25 protein-coding genes are annotated in these 19,839 nt (G+C 54.6%); 23 read left to right on the forward strand and 2 right to left on the reverse strand.

The features are described 5' to 3' along the window. Positions 1-401 precede the first annotated feature (401 nt). Positions 402-1,415, reverse strand: coding sequence for a phage portal protein (locus tag AC1DUO_RS18945; RefSeq protein WP_477988306.1), 1,014 nt, complete (start codon positions 1,413-1,415; stop codon positions 402-404). 1 nt (position 1,416) lies between these two features. Then, positions 1,417-3,186 carry a terminase ATPase subunit family protein gene (locus AC1DUO_RS18950; RefSeq protein ID WP_477988308.1) on the reverse strand — a complete coding sequence of 590 codons (1,770 nt, stop codon included), beginning with the start codon at positions 3,184-3,186 and terminating at the stop codon, positions 1,417-1,419. A gap of 164 nt (positions 3,187-3,350) precedes the next feature. Here AC1DUO_RS18950 and AC1DUO_RS18955 point away from each other — a divergent pair, with 164 nt between their 5' ends. From AC1DUO_RS18955 to AC1DUO_RS19065, 23 genes are all read left to right on the forward strand, one after another. After that, complete coding sequence (locus tag AC1DUO_RS18955; protein WP_477988310.1) at positions 3,351-4,196, forward strand: GPO family capsid scaffolding protein; 846 nt, start codon at positions 3,351-3,353, stop codon at positions 4,194-4,196. 43 nt (positions 4,197-4,239) lie between these two features. After that, a complete protein-coding gene (locus AC1DUO_RS18960; protein WP_443566662.1) occupies positions 4,240-5,340 on the forward strand; it encodes a phage major capsid protein, P2 family in 1,101 nt (366 codons plus the stop codon). A 2-nt stretch (positions 5,341-5,342) separates the two neighbouring features. Then, positions 5,343-6,089: a phage terminase small subunit gene (gpM, locus tag AC1DUO_RS18965; protein WP_477988312.1), complete on the forward strand. Its 747-nt coding sequence runs from the start codon at positions 5,343-5,345 to the stop codon at positions 6,087-6,089. A 95-nt stretch (positions 6,090-6,184) separates the two neighbouring features. Further along, positions 6,185-6,679: a head completion/stabilization protein gene (locus AC1DUO_RS18970; RefSeq protein ID WP_477988314.1), complete on the forward strand. Its 495-nt coding sequence runs from the start codon at positions 6,185-6,187 to the stop codon at positions 6,677-6,679. Continuing rightward, positions 6,679-6,882, forward strand: coding sequence for a tail protein X (locus AC1DUO_RS18975; protein WP_477988316.1), 204 nt, complete (start codon positions 6,679-6,681; stop codon positions 6,880-6,882). The genes AC1DUO_RS18970 and AC1DUO_RS18975 overlap by 1 nt, the downstream gene beginning before the upstream one ends. Before the next feature lie 2 nt (positions 6,883-6,884). Continuing rightward, positions 6,885-7,094, forward strand: a complete 210-nt coding sequence (locus AC1DUO_RS18980) for an HP1 family phage holin (protein ID WP_477988318.1) — start codon at positions 6,885-6,887, stop codon at positions 7,092-7,094. Next, a complete protein-coding gene (locus AC1DUO_RS18985; RefSeq protein ID WP_477988320.1) occupies positions 7,078-7,587 on the forward strand; it encodes a lysozyme in 510 nt (169 codons plus the stop codon). Before AC1DUO_RS18980 ends, AC1DUO_RS18985 begins: the two co-directional genes overlap by 17 nt. Then, the gene (gene lysB, locus AC1DUO_RS18990; RefSeq protein WP_477988322.1) at positions 7,584-7,988 is read left to right on the forward strand and encodes an Rz-like lysis system protein LysB; all 405 of its coding nucleotides are present in this window, start codon (positions 7,584-7,586) and stop codon (positions 7,986-7,988) included. Before AC1DUO_RS18985 ends, lysB begins: the two co-directional genes overlap by 4 nt. Beyond that, the gene (lysC, locus tag AC1DUO_RS18995; protein ID WP_477988324.1) at positions 7,888-8,133 is read left to right on the forward strand and encodes an Rz1-like lysis system protein LysC; all 246 of its coding nucleotides are present in this window, start codon (positions 7,888-7,890) and stop codon (positions 8,131-8,133) included. Before lysB ends, lysC begins: the two co-directional genes overlap by 101 nt. Beyond that, positions 8,096-8,563, forward strand: coding sequence for a phage tail protein (locus AC1DUO_RS19000; RefSeq protein ID WP_477988326.1), 468 nt, complete (start codon positions 8,096-8,098; stop codon positions 8,561-8,563). Before lysC ends, AC1DUO_RS19000 begins: the two co-directional genes overlap by 38 nt. Then, positions 8,556-9,008, forward strand: coding sequence for a phage virion morphogenesis protein (locus AC1DUO_RS19005; protein ID WP_477988328.1), 453 nt, complete (start codon positions 8,556-8,558; stop codon positions 9,006-9,008). Before AC1DUO_RS19000 ends, AC1DUO_RS19005 begins: the two co-directional genes overlap by 8 nt. 91 nt (positions 9,009-9,099) lie before the next feature. After that, positions 9,100-9,597, forward strand: a complete 498-nt coding sequence (locus AC1DUO_RS19010; protein ID WP_477988330.1) for a hypothetical protein — start codon at positions 9,100-9,102, stop codon at positions 9,595-9,597. Between the two features lie 128 nt (positions 9,598-9,725). Then, positions 9,726-10,367: a phage baseplate assembly protein V gene (locus AC1DUO_RS19015; protein WP_477988332.1), complete on the forward strand. Its 642-nt coding sequence runs from the start codon at positions 9,726-9,728 to the stop codon at positions 10,365-10,367. Positions 10,368-10,384: 17 nt separating this feature from the next. Continuing rightward, on the forward strand, positions 10,385-10,735 hold the full coding sequence (locus AC1DUO_RS19020; RefSeq protein WP_477988334.1) for a GPW/gp25 family protein: 351 nt from the start codon (positions 10,385-10,387) through the stop codon (positions 10,733-10,735). A gap of 4 nt (positions 10,736-10,739) precedes the next feature. Next, entirely contained in the window at positions 10,740-11,648 is a 909-nt protein-coding gene (locus AC1DUO_RS19025) for a baseplate assembly protein (protein WP_477988336.1), read from the forward strand. Next, positions 11,641-12,171, forward strand: a complete 531-nt coding sequence (locus AC1DUO_RS19030; RefSeq protein WP_443566635.1) for a phage tail protein I — start codon at positions 11,641-11,643, stop codon at positions 12,169-12,171. Before AC1DUO_RS19025 ends, AC1DUO_RS19030 begins: the two co-directional genes overlap by 8 nt. Positions 12,172-12,185: 14 nt before the next feature. After that, the gene (locus AC1DUO_RS19035; RefSeq protein WP_477988338.1) at positions 12,186-14,585 is read left to right on the forward strand and encodes a phage tail-collar fiber domain-containing protein; all 2,400 of its coding nucleotides are present in this window, start codon (positions 12,186-12,188) and stop codon (positions 14,583-14,585) included. A gap of 9 nt (positions 14,586-14,594) precedes the next feature. Further along, the gene (locus AC1DUO_RS19040) at positions 14,595-15,050 is read left to right on the forward strand and encodes a tail fiber assembly protein (protein ID WP_477988340.1); all 456 of its coding nucleotides are present in this window, start codon (positions 14,595-14,597) and stop codon (positions 15,048-15,050) included. 122 nt (positions 15,051-15,172) lie between these two features. Further along, the gene (locus tag AC1DUO_RS19045; RefSeq protein ID WP_477988341.1) at positions 15,173-16,360 is read left to right on the forward strand and encodes a phage tail sheath protein; all 1,188 of its coding nucleotides are present in this window, start codon (positions 15,173-15,175) and stop codon (positions 16,358-16,360) included. Positions 16,361-16,371: 11 nt separating this feature from the next. Then, positions 16,372-16,890 (forward strand): phage major tail tube protein, encoded by a 519-nt coding sequence (locus AC1DUO_RS19050; RefSeq protein WP_037036029.1) that lies wholly within the window; start codon positions 16,372-16,374, stop codon positions 16,888-16,890. A gap of 54 nt (positions 16,891-16,944) precedes the next feature. Beyond that, positions 16,945-17,241, forward strand: a complete 297-nt coding sequence (locus tag AC1DUO_RS19055) for a phage tail assembly protein (RefSeq protein WP_037036028.1) — start codon at positions 16,945-16,947, stop codon at positions 17,239-17,241. A 14-nt stretch (positions 17,242-17,255) separates the two neighbouring features. Further along, positions 17,256-17,396 (forward strand): GpE family phage tail protein, encoded by a 141-nt coding sequence (locus tag AC1DUO_RS19060; RefSeq protein ID WP_197060745.1) that lies wholly within the window; start codon positions 17,256-17,258, stop codon positions 17,394-17,396. Further along, a complete protein-coding gene (locus tag AC1DUO_RS19065; RefSeq protein ID WP_477988343.1) occupies positions 17,386-19,839 on the forward strand; it encodes a phage tail tape measure protein in 2,454 nt (817 codons plus the stop codon). Before AC1DUO_RS19060 ends, AC1DUO_RS19065 begins: the two co-directional genes overlap by 11 nt.

The following is a 19,839-nucleotide window of genomic DNA, read 5'->3' on the forward strand; positions in this document are numbered from 1 at the left end:
GCTTATATTCGTTATAGCACGTATTTTTTTAGGATTTCATGATTCAACTAATTCTTTTTGAACTATAGATTTGGCGCTAAGCAAGATTTGATAACTTACAGTTCTTTATGGCACTTACAGCTTCACAAACGAGGCTTGTCATGGGATTAGCTAGGGGTAAGAAGTGCAAGAAAGAGTTGCTCCCTATGTGCGAGCGAGGAGGTCGTGCAGGAGATTGCGGTGGTGTTGATAAAGCCCCGCAACGCGTGCTGATTGGCGCCCATGTCCGCATTTTGCTCAAAGCCAACTGTTCGATTTAGTATTATTTGCCTAAAAACAACTTCAGATCATTTCGTAACTAGTACAATTTTTAGTCTGTAAAAAACCGCCATTGTTCTGGCGGTTATTATCAATGGTTAGTTTTAAAGTTCGTAATCAGTAAACCTTACCACCTCTTTTCCCACCCACTCGTTTAACTCCTTCATGCGCTCCTGCAACGGAACCAGCTCGTTACGCACGAATACCTTTGCCGCTTTTTCAACATCCCCAAAGCCGCCGGTGTTGTTCGGGATAATGCCCATCATCTGCGGAGGTACCCGGTGCGCGCTGAGCAGGTCATCACGCGTCGCGTTTTTGATGTTAAAGAAATCATCCTTGGTCGCCACTTCGCTGAGGGGAATGATTTTGATCGCATCTGATTTTCCGCCGGGGGCGTGGTAGAAAATATTTTTAAAATTCCCTGACCCTTTGGATTTCGTCATCATGTCGCGCAGTGCGGTCACGTCCTGCGAGTTTTGCGCCGGGTCGGTCACGTACATGACATAGCCCGCGTGTGCGCCGTTGAGGAAATATTTCCGACGGTACAGCGTCGCTGACTCATTGAGCCATGCGCTATTTAATGCACTGAGGTATTCCGGCAGGCCGTACAGTTCCTGATTAATGTCCGGCTCTTGCAAATGAAAAACGTCCCCCTGACCAAAGGCGTGGGGGCTTATGTAATTCTCCACGAACCAGTAAACATTTTCCTCAACACCTCGGCKCGTGTACTTGGCCGGTGATGCCTCCAGTTTGAGAAGCTGGCCGGTTACGCTCAGGCGTTTTTCGATGAACGCATTACCAAAAACAATGTAGTCCAGCGCGTAGCGGCTGAATTGCTGCTGAGAAAGCAGTGGGTGAGGGATGAATGTACTCGCCAGAATATTACGCTTAACGTACATCGGCGAACTGTGGTGAACGGCGGCGCGGAAGCTTTTAGCCAGCCCGGAGAAAGTGACCGGTGGCTCGTACCATTTCCCGTTGCTGAGGCATTCCAGATAATTAAGAATATCGCGGCGGTCCATCACCGTGGCCGGTTCGTCAAAGCGGAAAATCTCGCTTTTTTTGGCGTCGGATTGTGGTGTCAGTTTTTTATTGATGCGGTTTTTTTTACGGGTCATATCAGAACATCACCAAGGTGGATTTTATTTGTTTGCCGGAGGCGGCGGTCAGCGGCTCGTTAATCAGAACGTGCATCGTTGCCCATGCGACATCGGCGTGGCTGGCTTCTTCACTGCGGCTCGCGCGGTAGGTGGATTTCGCCCCGCTGGCCGTCATGGTTTTCTGAATGGCCATGAATGAGGCCGTAATGTCGGTATGGCCAGCGTCGTATTGCAGACAGCCGCGATGGATGGTGTTTTTCGCTTTCAGCACCATTTCCGTTTTCACTTCCGGCGTGTATTTGATTTCACGCGCCGACGGGTAAAACTGCCTGACGAGCTGATAAACGCCCTGACCCACGGTGGTGGCATCGATACCGATGTATTCGACGTTATATTTTTCTGTGAGCGCCTCGATGGCCTTGGCCTGTGCATCAAAATCCATACCTTGCCACTGGTGACGTTCCAAAATGCGGAAAATGCCGCCCGGTTGTTCAGGTGGAGCAATGACCACACACCCGGCACTGTCGCCGCCGTTCGCTTCCGACGGGTCGTAACCAATCCACACCGGATTGTCATCGAACGGGTGAAAGACGTAGGGATTAAAGTCCGGCCACTCTTCGAGACTGTCCACCATGCAGCCCTGCAACTCCTCAAACGGGAATACCGACGATTTATCATCGACAAATTCACACATCAGCAGGTTCTGATATTCGGACGGGCCGTATTCGAGCGAAAGCTGATTGATGTCGAACAAGTCGCAGCCCCCGGACAGCGCATCTTCCACGGTGACAATCTGCCGCCACTGGCCGTCGGCACATTCCACACCGGCGGCTAAATGGCTGTGGCTGAGGTCGAGCTGAATTCGCTGGTCTTTATGCCGACGCCCTTTATTAAATAACTCACCTGACCAGAACGGATAGGCGCTGTGGGCTAGGCTCGACGGTGTGGAGAAATAGGTGGTACGCCATTTTTTATGCAGTGACATCCCGGAGGCCACTTTGCGCAGCTCCTGAAATTTGGGGATCCAGAAATATTCATCCAGATAAAGATTGCCGGTGTAGCTCTGAGCGGTACGGATATTTGTTCCGAGAAAGAACAGGCGTGCCCCGTTTGAAAGCTGCATCGGGTCGCCTTTGAGGTCTACGTCAACCTGACGGGCAAAGTCGATGATGTAATTTTTAAAGACGTGCGCCTGTGATTTACTGGCCGAGATAAATATCTGATTACGTCCGGTGGTCAGCGCATCAAGCAGCGCCTCGCGGGCAAAAAAGAAGGTCGCGCCAATCTGGCGAGATTTGAGAATATTGCGGATGYGGTGCTGTAAACCCGCCTGATGCCAGCCGCGCTGATACTCAAACGCCTCATCGAGAAAAATGTCACTGAGTTTGGCGATAGCGTCATCCGTGAAAACATTTTTCTCCGCCTTTTTCCGCTCCCCTTTGTTGCGGTTCGCCACGTTCGGATTTAAATCCGCTTCGCTGCCTGTGGACATGTAGCGGTTAACTCTTGCGAGACGCTCAATCTGTCGGCCTAGCAGGTCGATTTCTTTAAAATCCTGCCCCTCTTTTTTACTCTTCATCACCAGTTGAATTACCCGCGCCTCGATGCTGGTTTCAATGCGCGAAATCGGGGCGATGGCGTCCCATTTTTCGCGCTGTTTCCAGCTCTGCACTGTGGGTTTTTTCAGACTGAGCATTTCCGCTATTTGCGTGACGGAAAAACCCTGCCAGTAAAGCAGTGCCGCCTGTCTGCGCGGGTCGCTGATTAATCCTGCGTTGTTCTCGGTCATTGTGTCGCTCCGCTGAATGGATGTGCGTCACGCTACGCAACCGCTCACACCCTCGCATTAACCCCCTGTTGTGTAATGGATCGTCAGACGGCAACCGCTGGCCGTTCAGGCGTCAGGTCGGGAAACTAGCCCCGAACCTAACTCCCACTCAGGACATCTGAACAATGGCAAAGAAAGTATCGAAATGGTTTCGAATTGGCGTTGAGGGTGATACCTGCGACGGCCGCAATATTGAGGCAAGCGACATTCAGCAAATGGCCGCAGCGTTTGATCCGCGCGTCTACGGTTGCCGCATCAATCTGGAGCACATCAGAGGCTTATTACCCAGCGGTGACTTTAAGCGCCTCGGTGATGTCGTCGAACTGAAAGGCGAGAAAATTGATGATGATTCAGCCCTGAAAGGTAAGTGGGCACTGTTTGCCAAAATCACCCCGACTGACGAGCTGGCCGCAATGGTCAAAGCGGGGCAGAAAATTTACACCTCAATGGAAATTCGTCCGAATTTCGCCAACAGCGGTAAAGCCTATCTGGTCGGTCTGGCCGTGACTGATGACCCCGCCAGCCTTGGAACGGAAATGCTCGAATTCAGTGCCCGCGCTAAGGTCAACCCGTTCGCCGGTAAGAAAGACCAGCCGGATGATTTGTTCTCCGTGGCCACCATTGCCGAGCTGGATTTCGAAGACCTGCCCGACAACCTGCTTACCAGCCTGACGGAAAAGATCAAAGGGATGTTCAGCACCAAACAGACCAGCGATGACGCCCGTCTTTCTGACGTGCAGGGCGCGATCACGGTCGTAGCCGAGGAATTACAAACCGCCGGTGAAACCACCGCAAAACGCTTCTCTGAACTGGAGCAGGAAATTACCGCGCTGAAAGGGCAGGTGAAAACCAGCGATGCGGCGCTTAGCTCGTTAAAAACCTCCCTCGACAGCACCGAAAGTTTCAAACAACCGAAACGCCCGGTCTCTCCGGGTGGCAACGGTGAAAGCACCTTTTTGACGAACTGCTAACCGGCGGCGTTCCCCTTTATTCCTGATAAACAGTGAGAGAAACATGCGTAAGAACACCCGTTTTAAATTTAATGCCTACCTGTCCCGTCTGGCCGAGCTGAACGGCGTCGATGTGGAGGATTTGAGTAAAAAATTCAGCGTTGAACCTTCTGTCACGCAGACCCTTATCACCACCGTGCAGGAGTCCTCAGAATTTCTGAGCCGCATCAATATGGTGCCGGTGGACGAACAAGAAGGTGAAAAAATCGGCCTTGGCGTGACCGGCTCTATTGCCAGTACCACAGACACCGACGGTGGCAGCGAGCGTAAAACCGCAGATTTTCAGGCGCTGGCTTCACGCAAATATAAGTGTGAGCAGGTCAATTTCGATTTCCATATCCGTTACAACACCCTCGATTTGTGGGCGCGTTATCAGGACTTCCAGACCCGTCTGCGCGATGCAATCGCTAAACGTCAGGCACTGGATTACATCATGGCCGGTTTCAACGGCGTAAGCCGCGCGGAAACGTCTGACCGCAGCAAGTTCCAGATGTTGCAGGACGTGGCTGTCGGCTGGCTGCAAAAGCTGCGTAACGAAGCGGCCGAACGCGTGATGGATAAAATCACTGACGACACCGGCGCGGTGGTTTCCGCCACCGTGCGAATCGGTAAGAACGGTGATTTCGAAAATATCGACGCTGCGGTCATGAACGCCACCGATTTTCTGTTGGATGCGTGGCATTCAGAAGACCCGGGACTGGTAGTGATTTGCGGCCGCAAAATGCTTTCCGATAAGTATTTCCCGCTGATTAACAAGTCGCAGGAAAACAGCGAAAAACTGGCCGGAGACATTATCGTCAGCCAGAAACGCATCGGTAATTTGCCTGCGGTGCGTGTGCCTTACTTCCCGGACAATGCCCTGCTGATCACCCGTCTGGATAACCTGTCTATCTACATCATGGACAGCTCACACCGCCGTCATATCGAAGAAGTAGCGCGCCGTGACCGCATCGAAAACTACGAGTCCCTGAAAATTGACTTTGTGGTCGAAGACTACGGCTGCGCGGCGATGATTGAAAACATCGAGCTCGGCGATTTCACCCCTGAAAAAAACGAACCGGCCTCATCACCGGTGACTGAAACCCAACCTGAAACCGAGGCGTAACCATGCTGAGTCCCGCACAGCGTCACATGATGCGGGTCTCTGCTGAAAAAGCCTCATCGCAGCGGGTCAGTGATCCGCTGCGTTCGGCACTGCCATACGGTCAGATGCTGATGAAGCTGCGCGGAGACCGCCAGATACTCAAATCCATTTATTCCGTTGAAGACAAAGCCCGACGCAAGCGCGACATGTTGCCAGCCTATGCGCCGTGGATTGCCGGTGTGCTGGCCAGCGATGCCGGAAATCAGGATGACGTCCTGATGACGATGTTGCAGTGGTCACTCGATGCGGGGGACATTCGCGGCTCGTTCGACATGGCGCGCTATGCGCTAAAACACGGTCTCAGTGTGCCGAATAACAAGCGCCCGACGCCGTATTTATTTGCCGAAGATGTTGCGCTGGCCGCGATGCGGGCCCGCAGTGCCGGGCAGGCCGTCAGCGCTGATGACCTGCTGACCGTTATTGATATGACCCTCCCGCACGACATGCCGGATCCGGTGCGCGCCAGGCTGCACAAAATTACCGGTCTGGTACTGCGCGACAACGGTCAGCCCGAACAGGCGCTTGTTCAGCTAAAACGCGCGATGCAGCTTGATAGCGTTGCCGGTGTGAAAAAAGACATAGAGCAACTGGAGAGAGCACTGCGGCCAGCGGTGGTGGTGGCGAAGCCTGATGCCGCCCCGCGCAAAACCAAGCCTAAAGCCACCCCGGCTAAGCGTGGCCGCCCGCGTAAGGCAAAGCCCAGTTGTTAACAGAAAGCGCCCCGCGCCGGACGGCACGCAGGCCGATGCAGGTTTTTACCTCGTCTGACGCCTGCGTCCACCGTCCACCTATTTGAGGTTTGAACATGGATATTGTCATGACCGCAGCAGCGGCGAGCTCCACCGTAGTGATCCCCCCTGAGCAGGCGGTCATTCCCGTTATCACCAATACGTTCTTTTTCCCGGACGTTGACCCAAAACTGGTGAGCGAACGTATCCGCCTCGGCCACGTGGTGACGGATGAACGCCTGCGCGCCGCGATTAAGTCCGCAATGGCCGAGGTCAACGCCGAGCTTTATCTCTTCCGGGAGGCGCAGATCGAGGCAGGATTTAAAACGCTGGCGGATGTGCCCGCTGAAGCGCTCGACGGGGAAAGCGTGAAGTGTTTCCACTACCTGAGCGCGGTCTGTGCGATGACCACCGCCGTGATTTATGAGCGTTACCGCAGCTATGACGCCAGCGCGAAGGGTGACAAAAAAGCCGATGCGCTGGAGGTGTCGGTAGATGACCAGTGGCGTGACATGCGCTGGCATTTATCCCGGTTACAGGGGCAGGCGCGCGGCACGGTGAGCCAGCTCTGATGAAAGTCATCGCACAGCAGGGCGACACGCTCGACGCCCTGTGTTTTCGCTACTACGGGCGAACCGGGGGCGTCGTTGAGGCGGTACTGACCGCAAATCTCGGTCTGGCTGAATTAGGCGAAGTCCTGCCGCACGGCACCGCCGTGATTTTGCCAGACGTTGACACCGCCCCCACTTCTGAAACCGTCCAGCTATGGGACTGACGATGGAAAAAATATCTTCAATGTTTGCCTATGGGCTCGCGGCATTGCTGGCTTTTGTCGGCGCGCTGACGCCGCAGGATTTCGCCTTTCTGGTGGGGGCTGCGGTGGCCGTGGGGACGTTTTTCGTTAACTGGTACTACCGGCGCAAAAGCTACAAGTTGCTGGAGCGTAACGGCCTGAGTCAGAGGGTTTTCGATGAACTCAATCGTTAAACGTTGCAGTGTGGCCGTCGTGTTGGCACTTGCCGCGCTGATGCCTGATTACCGGTTTGTCAAAACCTCCGCCGAGGGTCTGGCCATTATTGCCAACCTTGAAGGGTGCCGCCTGAATCCGTACCAGTGCAGTGCCGGAGTCTGGACGTCAGGCATTGGTCACACTGCGGGGGTGAAGCCCGCGCAGAACATTACGGAGCAGGGCGCCGCCCGTAATCTGATCGCTGACATCATCATGACGGAGCGCGCCGTGGATAAATGCATGCCGGTGATTATGCCGCAGCCGGTGTATGACGCCGTGATCGGTCTGGCGTTTAACATCGGCACGGGGGCGGCGTGTAAATCCACGCTGGCCTATTTCATCAGGCACGGTGAATGGTCACAAGCCTGCCAGCAGCTCCCCCGCTGGGTGTATGTCAATGGCGTGTGGAATAAGGGACTCAACAACCGCCGGGCGGTTGAACTGAAACACTGCATGAAGGGGGTGCCATGAAATACATCATCACTGTGTTAGTGCTGACGCTCGCGGGTGCGCTCTTTGCGTTGCGGGGAGCAAATCAGAAAGTGGCAGCAGCCAATCAGCACACTCAGCAATTAAAAACGAAGCTGGAAGCCAGCGCGCTGGCCATCAGTGAGCTGAAAGCCAGCGGTCAGCGTAATGAGCGCGCGCTGGTTGTACTCCGTCAGCAGGTTAATGCGGCGGGTGTGCTGGCCGCGCGTCGGAATCAGACGATCACGAGGTTACTCAATGAAAATGAAGCACTGCGCGGCTGGTTTCAGTCTCCTTTGCCTGATGACATTATCCGGCTGCACACCCGTCCCGCGTTCGACAAACCCGGCGATTATTTACGTTGGCTGTCCGAAAGTCAGCAGTTGTCCGATGCCGGGAAGTAACCCGAAAACCAACGGTGATTTAAGCGAAGACAATCGCCAACTGGAGAGCGCGCTGGTGAACTGTGCGCTGCAAGTCGAGACCGTTAAACAGTGTCAGGAGTCCCACGATGTTGAAGCCCGCCAGCCTGAAAAACGCGATCTTTAAGTCCGTTCCGTTGCTGCGTGATAACCCGGACATGCTGCACATGTTTGTTGATGGCGGCACGATTAATGCCACGCTGGCCACGTCGTTATCGTTTGAGAACCGCTACACGCTGGATATTGTCGTCACGGATTACACCGGGGATTTAAACCTGCTGATTGTGCCGGTTAACGTGTGGCTGCGGGAGCATCAGCCGGACATCATGACCACAGAGGAAGGGAAAAAACGCGGCTTCACCTACGTAGCAGATATTAATAACGACGACAGCAAAGACGTGCGCATGAGCCTGCAACTGACCGAGCGCACCATCGTCAAAGAAGCTGACCGCAGGCTAACGGTTACACCACTGGATGAGCCTCCGCTGCCGGTGCCGGTACACCGGCCAATAGAGCTGTATGTGCATGGCAAGCTGGTGAGCCAATGGGATGAATGAGCTCAAGCCCTTTGACGATAAGCTTGCCGGATTGCTGGCCAGCCTGTCTCCCGCTGGCCGTCGTAAGATGGCCGCAGAGATTGCTAAAAAGCTGCGAGCCAGCCAGCAGCAGCGCATTAAGCAACAAAAGGCACCGGACGGAACGCCATACGCTAAGCGAAAGCGTCAGCCGGTCAGGGGTAAAAAGGGCAGAGTAAAGCGGGAAATGTTCGCCAAGTTGCGCACGGCGCGATACCTCAAGACGAAAGGCAGCAGTGAGGCTGCGGTGGTCGAATTTGCAGGCAAGGTTCAGCGGATTGCACGAATCCATCAGGAAGGTTTACCGGATAGACCGAACAAATATAGCCAAAGTGTTAAATATGAAACGCGTCAACTGTTGGGATTCAATTATTCTAGCTATAGAGAAATAGAAAACATTATAGTTTCAAGACTATTGGAAACGTGAATTCATACGGTTTCGTTTATTTATTTTTTTCTGCTAAGTTTTAATTGCATCTGTTTTGATGTGACTAAACATATAAAAGGTAGAGGCCAATATGAATACTCTTAAGATTGTATTTATAAGTTTTCCTTTTGTTTTTTCTGGCTGTGCACACTTTGATTTTGATAAGTACTCTGATAATAGTAAGCCGGGTATAGTTTACTTTAATCCCAAACCTTACTTTCTTCTTTCAATTGATGCTAAATGTAGTTCAGTTGGGACTGTTGTAATGATGCCAGATGAGAAGATGGTTATTAGGCCGGTGTCAGGAATTGGTAATTCTGATTTGTCCGTCAAGTTTTCACAAGGTTTTATAACTGAGTTGGGGCAAAAAAATGATACCCAGACACCAACTACAATAGCTGCTATAACCGATCTTGCAGTCAAGGCAGCAGCATTGTCTGCAACATTGTTTAGTAACAACATTCCGTTATCAAATGAAAAGGAAACGAAAGCATCACAAGAGAACACGGTTTGCACTCCTAAATCATTCCTTTATCCATTTGAAAATGGTATTCCAGATAAAAGTAAACGTATAGAGTTTAAAATTTAAAATATTAATGATGTGACAGACCCTTTAAATAAGGGTTAATAATATTACCTTGATCATTGTTTGTTGTATGAGTAACCATATTACGTTATCTCATTGCCGCCGGAGTCCTCCGGCGGCATCCTTTCCTCATGAATACACTCGAAACGCTTTCCGAACTTGCGCGCGCCGTGCGCGACATTATCCGCATTGGCGTAGTTGCCGAAGTGAATACAACGCAGGGTGTCTGCCGCGTCCAGTCCGGGGAACTTGTGACGGACTGGCTGCACTGGCTGACGTCCCGCGCCGGTAGTTCGCGGAGTTGGTGGGCCCCCTCCGTGGGTGAGCAGGTTCTGCTTTTATCACTGGGCGGTGAACTTGATACCGGGTTTGTTTTGCCGGGGATTTACAGCGATGACTTTCCCGCACCGTCCGTATCCGCAGAGGCTTATCACGTCAGGTTTTCTGACGGCGCTCAATTCCAGTATGAACCGGCCAGCGGTGCGCTGACGGTGAGAGGCATACAGACCGCTGATGTATCTGCCACAAAATCTATTCAGGCTACCGCCCCTAATGTGACGGTGACGGCCAGCGGGAAAATCACGCTCGATACGCCGGAGGTGGTGTGTACCAACAAACTGACCACTGGCTCATTAGAGGTGAAAAAAGGCGGGGCGATGAAAGGCAATATTGCACACAGCGGCGGCGCGTTTACCTCCAACGGTGTGCAGGTAGATACCCATACACACGGTGGCGTTCAGACCGGCGGCGGAAATACCGGTAAACCGAATTGATAGCTGAGGTTTTGATAATGAGTAATGCGAGGTATCTCGGCATGTCCCGCCATTCCGGACGCGCGGTTGAGGACATGGAGCACATCAACCAGTCGGTGAGCGATATTCTGAGAACGCCGATAGGTTCGCGCGTTATGCGCCGAAATTATGGCTCATTGCTTTCCGAACTGACTGACCAGCCGCAAAACGCCGCGCTTCGCCTGCAAATTATGGCCGCGTGTTATTCCGCGATCCTCAAGTGGGAGCCGCGCATCAGTCTGACGGGCATCACCTTTAATTCGACTTTTGACGGCGCGATGGTGGTCAATATCACGGGTAACCGAACCGATACCCCCGGCAGTTTCTCCTCTTCCATCTCACTGAGTTAACACTATGGCTCTTATTGATTTAAGCCAGCTTCCCGCGCCGGATGTGGTCGAGGAACTGGACTATGAAACCCTGTTTGAAGAGCGCAAAGCCACGTTGTTGTCACTGTATGACGAGAGCGAACGCGAGGCTGTCGCCCGCACCTTGGCGCTGGAATCTGAGCCCATCGTTAAGCTATTACAGGAGAACGCTTACCGTGAGGTGATTTTGCGTCAGCGTGTCAACGAGGCGGCGCGCGCCAATATGCTGGCCTACGCCACCGGCGCTGACCTCGACCAGCTCGGTGCAAATTATAACGTTGCGCGTCTGGTTATCACGGAGGCTGATGATTCCGTTTTGCCGCCTGTGGCGGAGGTGATGGAAAGTGACGGGGATTTCCGTGTGCGCATTCAGCAGGCTTTTGAGGGGCTGAGTGTGGCAGGTTCAGCAGGCGCCTATCAGTTTCATGGCCGCAGTGCCGATGGCCGTGTGGCGGATGTGTCAGTGATTAGCCCGGCACCGGCCAATGTGACTATTTCCGTACTTTCGCGTGAAGGTGACGGCACGGCCAGCGCGGAGCTTATCGGGATTGTGAATACTGCACTCAATGCGGAGGACGTGCGCCCGGTGGCTGACCGCGTGACGGTGCAGTCAGCGCAGATTATCCCTTATCAGATCACCGCCAAGCTCTATGTTTATCCGGGACCGGAGTTAGAGCCCGTCAGGCTGGCCGCAGTGGACAAGCTTAACGCCTACACGCTGGCACAGCACCGGCTGGGGCGAGATATTCGTCTCTCTGCTATCTATGCCGCGCTGCATGTTGAAGGTGTGCAGCGGGTCGAACTCACGCAGCCGCTGGCCGATCTCGTACTGGATGACACGCAAGCATCATATTGTTCGTCGTCCTCCATCACCCTCGGAGGCACTGATGAGTAATGCGCGCCTGCTACCTGTGGGCTCCTCGCGGCTGGAGGTCGCCGCCGCTGCGGCCTGCGCTGAGCTCACCGCTGTTCCTGTGCCGCTGCGCGATTTATGGAACCCGCAAACCTGCCCGGCGAAGTTCTTACCCTATCTTGCGTGGGCATTTTCGGTTGACCGGTGGGACGAAAGCTGGCCGGAGGCAACGAAACGCGGGGTGATCCAGTCGGCTTATTTCATCCATACCCATAAAGGCACTATCAGCGCGATCCGCCGGGTGGTTGAGCCGCTGGGGTACGTCATCAAGATTTCTGAATGGTGGGAAACCAACAGCCCGCCCGGCACGTTTCGCCTCGATATCGGTGTGCTGGAAAGCGGTATTACCGAAGAAATGTATCAGGAAATGGAGCGGCTCATTGCAGATGCGAAACCCGCCAGCCGCCACCTTGAGACGCTGACCATCATTCAGGATATCCCCGGACACATTTTTGTCGGCGCGCTTTCTTACGACGGCGACGTCATCACCGTTTATCCGGCCTAAGCAGAGGAAAACTTATGGCGACTTATAAAGCATTACTGACTACCGCCGGAGCGGCCAAAATCGCCGCCGCCACGGCAGGCGGAAAGCAGGTCAAAATCACACGTATGGCCGTCGGTGACGGGGGCGGAAAACTCCCAACCCCTGACCCAAAACAGACCAAGCTGGTTAATGAGGTTTATCGTGCCAATCTCAACCGCTTAAGCATTGATGCCAAAAACAGTCATTATCTGGTGGCCGAGCTGGTGATCCAACCTGACGTCGGCGGCTTCTGGATGCGTGAAATGGGTTTATACGATGCTGACGGTGTGTTGGTTGCTGTCAGCAATATGGCGGAAAGTTATAAACCCAAGCTTGCTGAAGGGTCAGGCCGGTTACAGACGCTGCGGATGGTGCTCATCGTCAGCGAAATTGAGTCCGTCGCACTGAGCATTGACGGCTCCACGGTGATGGCCACAAAAGATTATGTAGACGATAAACTCTCCGAACATGAGAAATCCCGTAACCATCCCGACGGAACGCTGACGACAAAAGGTTTTGTGCAGCTTAACAGCTCGGTCAGCAGTACCAGCGAAACGCTGGCGGCGACGCCAAAGGCGGTGAAAGCGGCCAATGACAACGCCAATACCCGCGTACCTTCCGCCCGTAAAATTAACGGCAAGGCGTTAAGCGCAGACCAGAATCTCACCGCTGCGGATGTTGGGGCGCTCCCCGTTATCACGACGGTCTTGGGCGCGACCAACATCAACACGCTTAATCTGGAAAAGATTGGTCTTTATGTGCAAAGCACAGGAGCCAGTGCCACCGTCGCCAATGGCTATCCCGCAGGCTCACAGGCTGCGGGGGTACTTGAAGTCATGCCTGCGTCATGGACAGGCGGTGTATTGCAGCGTTATACGGTCCAAAACACCGGCATGGTGTGGACTCGGGCGTTAAATGCTTCGTGGAATGGGACTGACGGGCCATGGCGTGACTGGGTGCAAGTCAGCGCGGTGAATTCCGTCACGGTACCTTCGGCCATTCTGACAACCACGGATATCAATACTCTGGGCTTTGCCAGCGGAGTCGGAAGTGCCGCCCTGTACGCGCAGCCTAAAAATGCCAACGCCACGGCGGCGCTGCACTATCCGCAGGGCATCGCAGGCACGCTGTATGTCACGCCGAGCGCCTACGGCTGTCAGCAGATGTATGTCACTTTCACTGGCAATATCTGGAATCGAGGGCTGTCTGCTGACTGGAACGGTGCAGATGGTCCATGGAAAGAGTGGGTGCCGACGTACAGCGCGAATAACAAGCCCACCGCTGCCGACGTGGGCGCGTGGACGGCCGCGCAAAGCGCCGCCAGTGAAAAGGCGCTGGCGGATGAGGTGGCGACGGCCTTTAAAATCCGCCCGAATTTAACCGCGACAGACTCCCCAAACACTCTTCGCGGCAGTGCAATGTTTGGACATTATGGCGTGCCGGGCGCAGCAGCAGCGACCACGGAAAAAGGCTATCCGATGAACGGTTTTGTTGGTGTCATTTTCGTGACGTGGGGTCCGAATGCGACACAGCAGATAGCCTTTAACAATAATGGCCGACAGTTTACCCGAGCAGCTACCGGCGCATGGAACGGCGCAGATGGTCCGTGGTCTGCATGGGCCGAGGTATACAGCCCAAATAATAAACCCACTGCCGCCGACGTTGGCGCACTTCCTGCCGCTGGCACTGCGGCGGCGGCAACTAAATTAGCCACGGTGCGAAAGATTGCCGGTGTGGCGTTTGACGGTACGAAAGATATCGCGCTGAATGCAGATAATGTTGGCGCATTTCCCCGAAATGGCGGTGATGTCAACGGTGGCGTCACGGCTAATTTTCTCCGGGCGATAACTCTCCCGCAACCCGGAAACGGGCAAGGGACATATTTAGGCTGGAATGAAAGCGGTGGTCAGGGTGAGTCTAACTTTGTGAACAACAAAGGCGGCGGTGTAGGTGGCTTTCTTTTCCGCACCGTTAACCAAGCGAATTCCGTGCAAACGGGTTACGTCAGAATTTCCGGCACTGGAGACCTGAGTGCACAGGGTAATTTTTACACTGACGGTGGCGGAATTTATGAGATGGGGCAGCGGGTTTTCAGCCCCAACAACCGGCAACCAGTCAATGCGAATACCGCCAATCTCGGCGGTGGCTGGTGGCGGTGTGGTGATACCGGCATGATTAAGCAGTGGGGCGTCGTCAACAAAGGGAGTCGCGGCTGGTCAACGGTAAATTTCCCCATTCCTTTCCCGAGTACCTGCGTCAACGTTCAGGTAACGGCTATCAATGGCGGCGGCGGGACGTTCAACGACAACTTCGGCACGGCACAAATTATTAACAACGTCGGCTTCACCTGCGGGCAGGACAGCGCAGGCAGTTACTGGGAAGCCACCGGCTGGTAAGGGGATTAAATGAGTCACTATTACAGCGCAATCACCACAAGTCTTTATGTTTACAGCCCGCTCACCAATGGCTTTTATCCGCGAGAGCTGCGGGAAGTGTACGACGATGCAGGAAGCTGGCCTGATGATGGCATTGCGGTAAGTGATGTCGTATACCGTGAATACCAAACCCTCCCCCCGCCAGAGGGGAAAATGCGGGTTGCAGGTGGGGATGGTTTGCCGGTATGGGCTGATTTACCGGCACCCACGAATGAAGAATTAAAGGCTGATGCGGAATCAACACTCTCTCGGCTCATGACAAAAGCAAACCTCGCCATTGCGCCCTTGCAAGATGCTGTTGATATTGAGGATGCAACGCATGATGAAATTGCAAAGCTTAAAAACTGGAAAAAATACCGTGTTGCACTAAACCGGCTAGATTTATCTTTAGTGCCTGATATCGACTGGCCTCAGTTGCCTGAATAAATCACTGCCCCGAAAGGGGCTTTTTTTCGTCTGTTGTACTGACCCCCTCCCAACGTTCACCCCTCGCCCTGACCCCCGTTAAACAACAAAATTACCTTGCCTATTTTAACGGAGTTAAGCCGATGAGTGATTTTCACCACGGCGTGCAGGTCGTCGAAATTAACGACGGAACGCGCGTCATTACCACCGTATCCACGGCCATTATTGGCATGGTCTGCACGGCCAACGACGCTGACGAAAAAGTCTTTCCGCTGAACACGCCGGTGTTAATTACCGATGTGATCGCAGCGCAGGGCAAGGCGGGAAAAACCGGCACCCTGTTACCGGCGCTGACGGCCATTGGCGATCAGTGCAAACCGGTCACCGTCGTGGTGCGCGTGGCGGAATCAGAAAACGAAGATGCGGAAGCCGCCGCCGCCGAGACCCTCTCTAATATCCTCGGCGGTGCCGGTGCCGACGGTAAATATACCGGCCTGAAAGCCCTGCTCACTGCCGAGGCGGACACTGGCGTCAAACCGCGCATCTTGGGTGTGCCGGGTCTGGACTCTCAGGAAGTGGCCACGGCGCTGGCCACGGTCTGCCAGTCGCTGCGCGCTTTCGGTTATATCAGCGCGTGGGAATGCAAAACGCTCTCTGATGCCATTAAGTACCGTGACAATTTCAGCCAGCGTGAACTGATGCTTATCTGGCCTGATTTTATTTCTTGGGACACCACGGCAAACGCCAGCTCTACCGCTTACGCCACGGCGCGCGCGTTAGGTCTGCGCGCTAAAATCGACCAAGACACCGGCTGGCATAAAACCCTGTCAAACGTTGGCGTTAATGGCGTGACCGGCATCAGCGCTTCGGTGTTTTGGGATTTGCAGGCAGCGGGTACTGATGCTGACCTGCTCAATGAGGCCGGTGTCACGACGCTGGTACGCAAAGACGGCTTCCGCTTTTGGGGTAACCGCACCTGTTCTGATGACCCGCTTTTCCAGTTTGAGAGCTACACCCGCACGGCGCAGGTACTGGCTGACACGATGGCCGAGGCGCATATGTGGGCGGTGGACAAGCCGATGACCGCAACGCTTATCCGCGACATCATCGACGGCATCAACGCCAAATTCCGTGAGCTCAAATCGAACGGCTACATCATTGACGGCAACTGCTGGTTTGATGAATCGGCGAACGATAAAGACACCCTGAAAGCCGGGAAACTTTACGTTGATTATGACTACACGCCGGTGCCGCCGCTGGAAAGCCTGACCCTGCGTCAGCGCATCACTGCCACCTACCTCGTCAATCTGGCCGCATCCATTAACAGCTAAGGGCATTCACCATGGCACTTCCTCGCAAACTGAAATACCTCAACCTGTTTAACGATGGTCTGAGTTACATGGGTCTCGTGCAGTCGGTCACGTTGCCGAAGCTGACCCGCAAGCTGGAGAACTATCGCGGCGGCGGCATGAACGGCTCCGCAGCGGTGGATTTTGGTCTGGACGATGACGCGCTGACCGTTGAGTGGTCAATGGGCGGACTCCCGGACAGTGCCCTGTGGGCGCAGTATGCCGCCTCCGGTGCGGCTGATGTGCCGCTGCGTTTTGCCGGTTCTTTCCAGCGCGACGACACCGGCGACACCTCCGCCGTGGAAATCGTAATGCGGGGTCGCCACAAAGAAATCGATACCGGCGACATGAAACAGGGCGAAGACATCGAAAGCAAAATCACCACGCAGTGCAGCTATTACAAGCTGGTGATTGACGGGAGCACCCTGATTGAAATCGACACCGTGAACATGGTCGAAATCGTCAACGGCACTGACATGCTGGAAAAACACCGCCGCAATATCGGCCTGTAATTTTTGTGTGGCCAGCGCGCTGGCCACCTCCACCTAATCCAACGGAAATCACTCATGAAAAAGAAAGAAACTACCCCGGAAAACCAGAACATCGTGACGCTCAATACGCCCATTAAACGCGGTGAAACCGTCATTAGCGAAGTCAATGTGATCTGCCCGAATGCGGGAGCGCTGCGCGGGGTCAGTCTGGCTGACGTCGCCAGCTCGAACGTCGATGCGCTGCTGGTTGTGTTGCCCCGCATCACCTACCCGAACCTGACGAAAGAAGAGTGCGCCGCGCTGTCATTACCGGACATGATCAGCTTAGCGGGCAAGGTGATTGGTTTTTTAGTGCCGAATTCGGAGAGCTGATTTTTCCACCCCGGCTGTCAGTGGATGACCTGATAGCCGACGTGGCGGTGGTCTTTCACTGGCCACCGTCAGAGCTCTATCCGATGAGCCTGACCGAGCTCGTCATATGGCGCGGAAAGGCGCTCGAACGAAGTGGACACGCCCATGAGCAATAACGTCACCTTACAGGTTTTACTCAAAGCCGTTGACCAAGCCAGCCGCCCGTTTAAATCCATCCAGACAGCGAGTAAATCGCTGTCTCAGGATATCCGAAGCACCCAAAACACCATTAAGCAGCTCAACGCTCAGGCCGGTCAGATTGAGGGGTTTCGTAAAACCAGCGCGCAGCTTGCGGTCACCGGCCAGTCACTCAAAAATGCAAAACAGGAAGCCGCTGCTCTGGCGATCCAGTTCAAAAACACCACCAATCCGACGCGGGCGCAGGCTAAGGCAATGGAGGAGGCCAAACGTGCCGCGTCTGACCTGCAACTCAAATACAACGGCCTGCGCCTGTCCGTGCAACGCCAGCGTCAGGCGCTGTCAGAGGCCGGTATCAGTACGCGCTCGCTGTCAGAATCTGAACGCCGCCTGAAAAGCTCAATCGGTGAAACTACCGCGCAGCTCAACCGCCAGCGGGATTCACTGGCTCGCGTCAGCGCGCAGCAGGCCAGACTCAACGCCGTCAGGCAGCGGTATCAGTCCGGTAAACAGCTTGCGGGCAGCGTGACCGCCGCCGGGGCGCGCGGTGTCGGCGTGGCTGCGGCCGGAACGGTTGCGGGGGGCGCGGCGCTGAAGCCGGGCTATGACTTTTCGCTGAAAAACTCAGAGCTTCAGGCGGTTCTCGGTCTGGAGAAGGACTCCGCCGATATGCTGAGTCTGCGTAAGCAGGCGCGTCAGTTGGGTGATAACACCGCTGCCTCGGCGGATGATGCCGCCGCAGCGCAAATCATCGTCGCCAAATCCGGCGCGGATAAAGACGGCATTCTGGCGGCCACGCCGACCATCCTGAATTTGTCGCTGGCCAATAAACAGAGCATGGAAGATAACGCCAGTTTACTGATGGGGGTGAAATCGGCTTTTGGTCTGGCAAATGACAAGGTTGCGCATATTGGTGACGTGCTTTCCACCACCATGAATAAAAGCGCCGCTGACTTTGCGGGCATGAGTGACGCACTGACCTATGCGGCACCGGTGGCTAAAAATGCCGGGGTCAGCGTGGAGCAAACCGCCGCGATGGTGGGCGCGCTGGCCGATGCGAAAATCACGGGGTCAATGGCCGGTACGGGGAGCCGGGCGCTGATCACCCGTTTACAGGCGCCGACAGGAGCCGCCGCCACCGCGCTGGATGAGCTTGGCGTTAAAACGGCTGACCGCAAGGGGGATTTCAGGCCGATATTTACCATCCTGAAAGAAATGCAAAAGAGCTTTAAAAAAAATAATCTCGGCACGGCGCAGAAAGCGCAGTACATGAAAGCCATTTTTGGTGAAGAGGCCAGCTCTGCGGCTGCGGTGCTGATGAATGACGCCTCATCGGGCAAGCTCGACGCGCTGACCCAAGCCTTGCGGACGTCAGACGGAAAAACGGCGGAACTGGTCGAGATTATGCAAAACAATCTCGGCGGCGACTTTAAAGAGTTTCAGTCGGCGTATGAGGCTGTCGGCACTGATATTTATGACCAGCAGGAGGCATCGCTGCGCAGCCTGACCCAAACGGCCACAAAGTATGTGCTGAGGCTGGATAAATGGATTGTTGATAATAAGGCGCTGGCCACGACGCTTGCGAAAATTGCCGGTGGCACGGTGATGCTGGTCGGGGCGCTGGGGGTGATTGGGCTGATAGCGGGACCGGTTATCGGGGGCATAAACATGATTGTGGCGGCGGCTACCGGTTTATGGTCGGCGCTGAGTATCGCAGGAGGTGCGATTGCGACGGTGATCGGCGGGCTGACGTGGCCGATTGTGGCCATTGGGGTGGCCATCGTCGCCGGTGCGCTGCTTATCCGCAAATATTGGGAACCCATCAGCGCCTTTTTCTCCGGCGTGATTGAAGGGTTGGGTATTGCGTTTGAGCCGGTGAAAGAAATGTTTGCGCCGTTGAAGCCGGTCTTTGAATGGCTTGGGGATAAGCTCAAGATCGTGTGGCAGTGGTTTAAAGACCTGATTCAACCAGTGAAATCAACCAAGGAAACCCTCGATAGTTGTAAAGATGCGGGGGTGTCGTTTGGTCATGCTGTGGCAAATGCACTTACCGCACCATTGCAGGTAGCCAATAAGCTGCGTAGGGGCGTGGTTTGGCTGCTGGAAAAACTCGGCGTAGTGAAGAAAGAGTCTGACGACCTCGACAAAAACGCTGACAAAGCGGAGCAGCGTTCAAAATCTGATGCCGGTAATGCGGCGGAGTATCAGCCGCCGGGCGGTAATTTTGGATTCAGTTACGGTTACGTGCCGGTGTCGGCGGGTGGTGGACGTTCTTACACCGACAACAGCAAAAACAGTTATCAGATTTCAGTCGGTGCCGGTATGGGCGCGCAGGATACCAGCCGTCAGGTGATGGATGCGCTGGACGCACGGGAAAGGCAGCGCCGCGCTGAGGCTCGCGCCCGCATGGGGCATGATTAA

This window comes from Rahnella sp. P4_A8, assembly GCF_056402435.1.

What these genes read in the sequence shown, in the direction of transcription:
- AC1DUO_RS18955 (WP_477988310.1), top strand. Translation starts at nt 3,351, where the DNA reads ATGGCAAAGAAAGTATCGAAATGGTTTCGAATTGGCGTTGAGGGTGAT.
- AC1DUO_RS18960 (WP_443566662.1), top strand. Translation starts at nt 4,240, where the DNA reads ATGCGTAAGAACACCCGTTTTAAATTTAATGCCTACCTGTCCCGTCTG.
- gpM (WP_477988312.1), top strand. Translation starts at nt 5,343, where the DNA reads ATGCTGAGTCCCGCACAGCGTCACATGATGCGGGTCTCTGCTGAAAAA.
- AC1DUO_RS18970 (WP_477988314.1), top strand. Translation starts at nt 6,185, where the DNA reads ATGGATATTGTCATGACCGCAGCAGCGGCGAGCTCCACCGTAGTGATC.
- AC1DUO_RS18975 (WP_477988316.1), top strand. Translation starts at nt 6,679, where the DNA reads ATGAAAGTCATCGCACAGCAGGGCGACACGCTCGACGCCCTGTGTTTT.
- AC1DUO_RS18980 (WP_477988318.1), top strand. Translation starts at nt 6,885, where the DNA reads ATGGAAAAAATATCTTCAATGTTTGCCTATGGGCTCGCGGCATTGCTG.
- AC1DUO_RS18985 (WP_477988320.1), top strand. Translation starts at nt 7,078, where the DNA reads ATGAACTCAATCGTTAAACGTTGCAGTGTGGCCGTCGTGTTGGCACTT.
- lysB (WP_477988322.1), top strand. Translation starts at nt 7,584, where the DNA reads ATGAAATACATCATCACTGTGTTAGTGCTGACGCTCGCGGGTGCGCTC.
- lysC (WP_477988324.1), top strand. Translation starts at nt 7,888, where the DNA reads ATGACATTATCCGGCTGCACACCCGTCCCGCGTTCGACAAACCCGGCG.
- AC1DUO_RS19000 (WP_477988326.1), top strand. Translation starts at nt 8,096, where the DNA reads ATGTTGAAGCCCGCCAGCCTGAAAAACGCGATCTTTAAGTCCGTTCCG.
- AC1DUO_RS19005 (WP_477988328.1), top strand. Translation starts at nt 8,556, where the DNA reads ATGAATGAGCTCAAGCCCTTTGACGATAAGCTTGCCGGATTGCTGGCC.
- AC1DUO_RS19010 (WP_477988330.1), top strand. Translation starts at nt 9,100, where the DNA reads ATGAATACTCTTAAGATTGTATTTATAAGTTTTCCTTTTGTTTTTTCT.
- AC1DUO_RS19015 (WP_477988332.1), top strand. Translation starts at nt 9,726, where the DNA reads ATGAATACACTCGAAACGCTTTCCGAACTTGCGCGCGCCGTGCGCGAC.
- AC1DUO_RS19020 (WP_477988334.1), top strand. Translation starts at nt 10,385, where the DNA reads ATGAGTAATGCGAGGTATCTCGGCATGTCCCGCCATTCCGGACGCGCG.
- AC1DUO_RS19025 (WP_477988336.1), top strand. Translation starts at nt 10,740, where the DNA reads ATGGCTCTTATTGATTTAAGCCAGCTTCCCGCGCCGGATGTGGTCGAG.
- AC1DUO_RS19030 (WP_443566635.1), top strand. Translation starts at nt 11,641, where the DNA reads ATGAGTAATGCGCGCCTGCTACCTGTGGGCTCCTCGCGGCTGGAGGTC.
- AC1DUO_RS19035 (WP_477988338.1), top strand. Translation starts at nt 12,186, where the DNA reads ATGGCGACTTATAAAGCATTACTGACTACCGCCGGAGCGGCCAAAATC.
- AC1DUO_RS19040 (WP_477988340.1), top strand. Translation starts at nt 14,595, where the DNA reads ATGAGTCACTATTACAGCGCAATCACCACAAGTCTTTATGTTTACAGC.
- AC1DUO_RS19045 (WP_477988341.1), top strand. Translation starts at nt 15,173, where the DNA reads ATGAGTGATTTTCACCACGGCGTGCAGGTCGTCGAAATTAACGACGGA.
- AC1DUO_RS19050 (WP_037036029.1), top strand. Translation starts at nt 16,372, where the DNA reads ATGGCACTTCCTCGCAAACTGAAATACCTCAACCTGTTTAACGATGGT.
- AC1DUO_RS19055 (WP_037036028.1), top strand. Translation starts at nt 16,945, where the DNA reads ATGAAAAAGAAAGAAACTACCCCGGAAAACCAGAACATCGTGACGCTC.
- AC1DUO_RS19065 (WP_477988343.1), top strand. Translation starts at nt 17,386, where the DNA reads ATGAGCAATAACGTCACCTTACAGGTTTTACTCAAAGCCGTTGACCAA.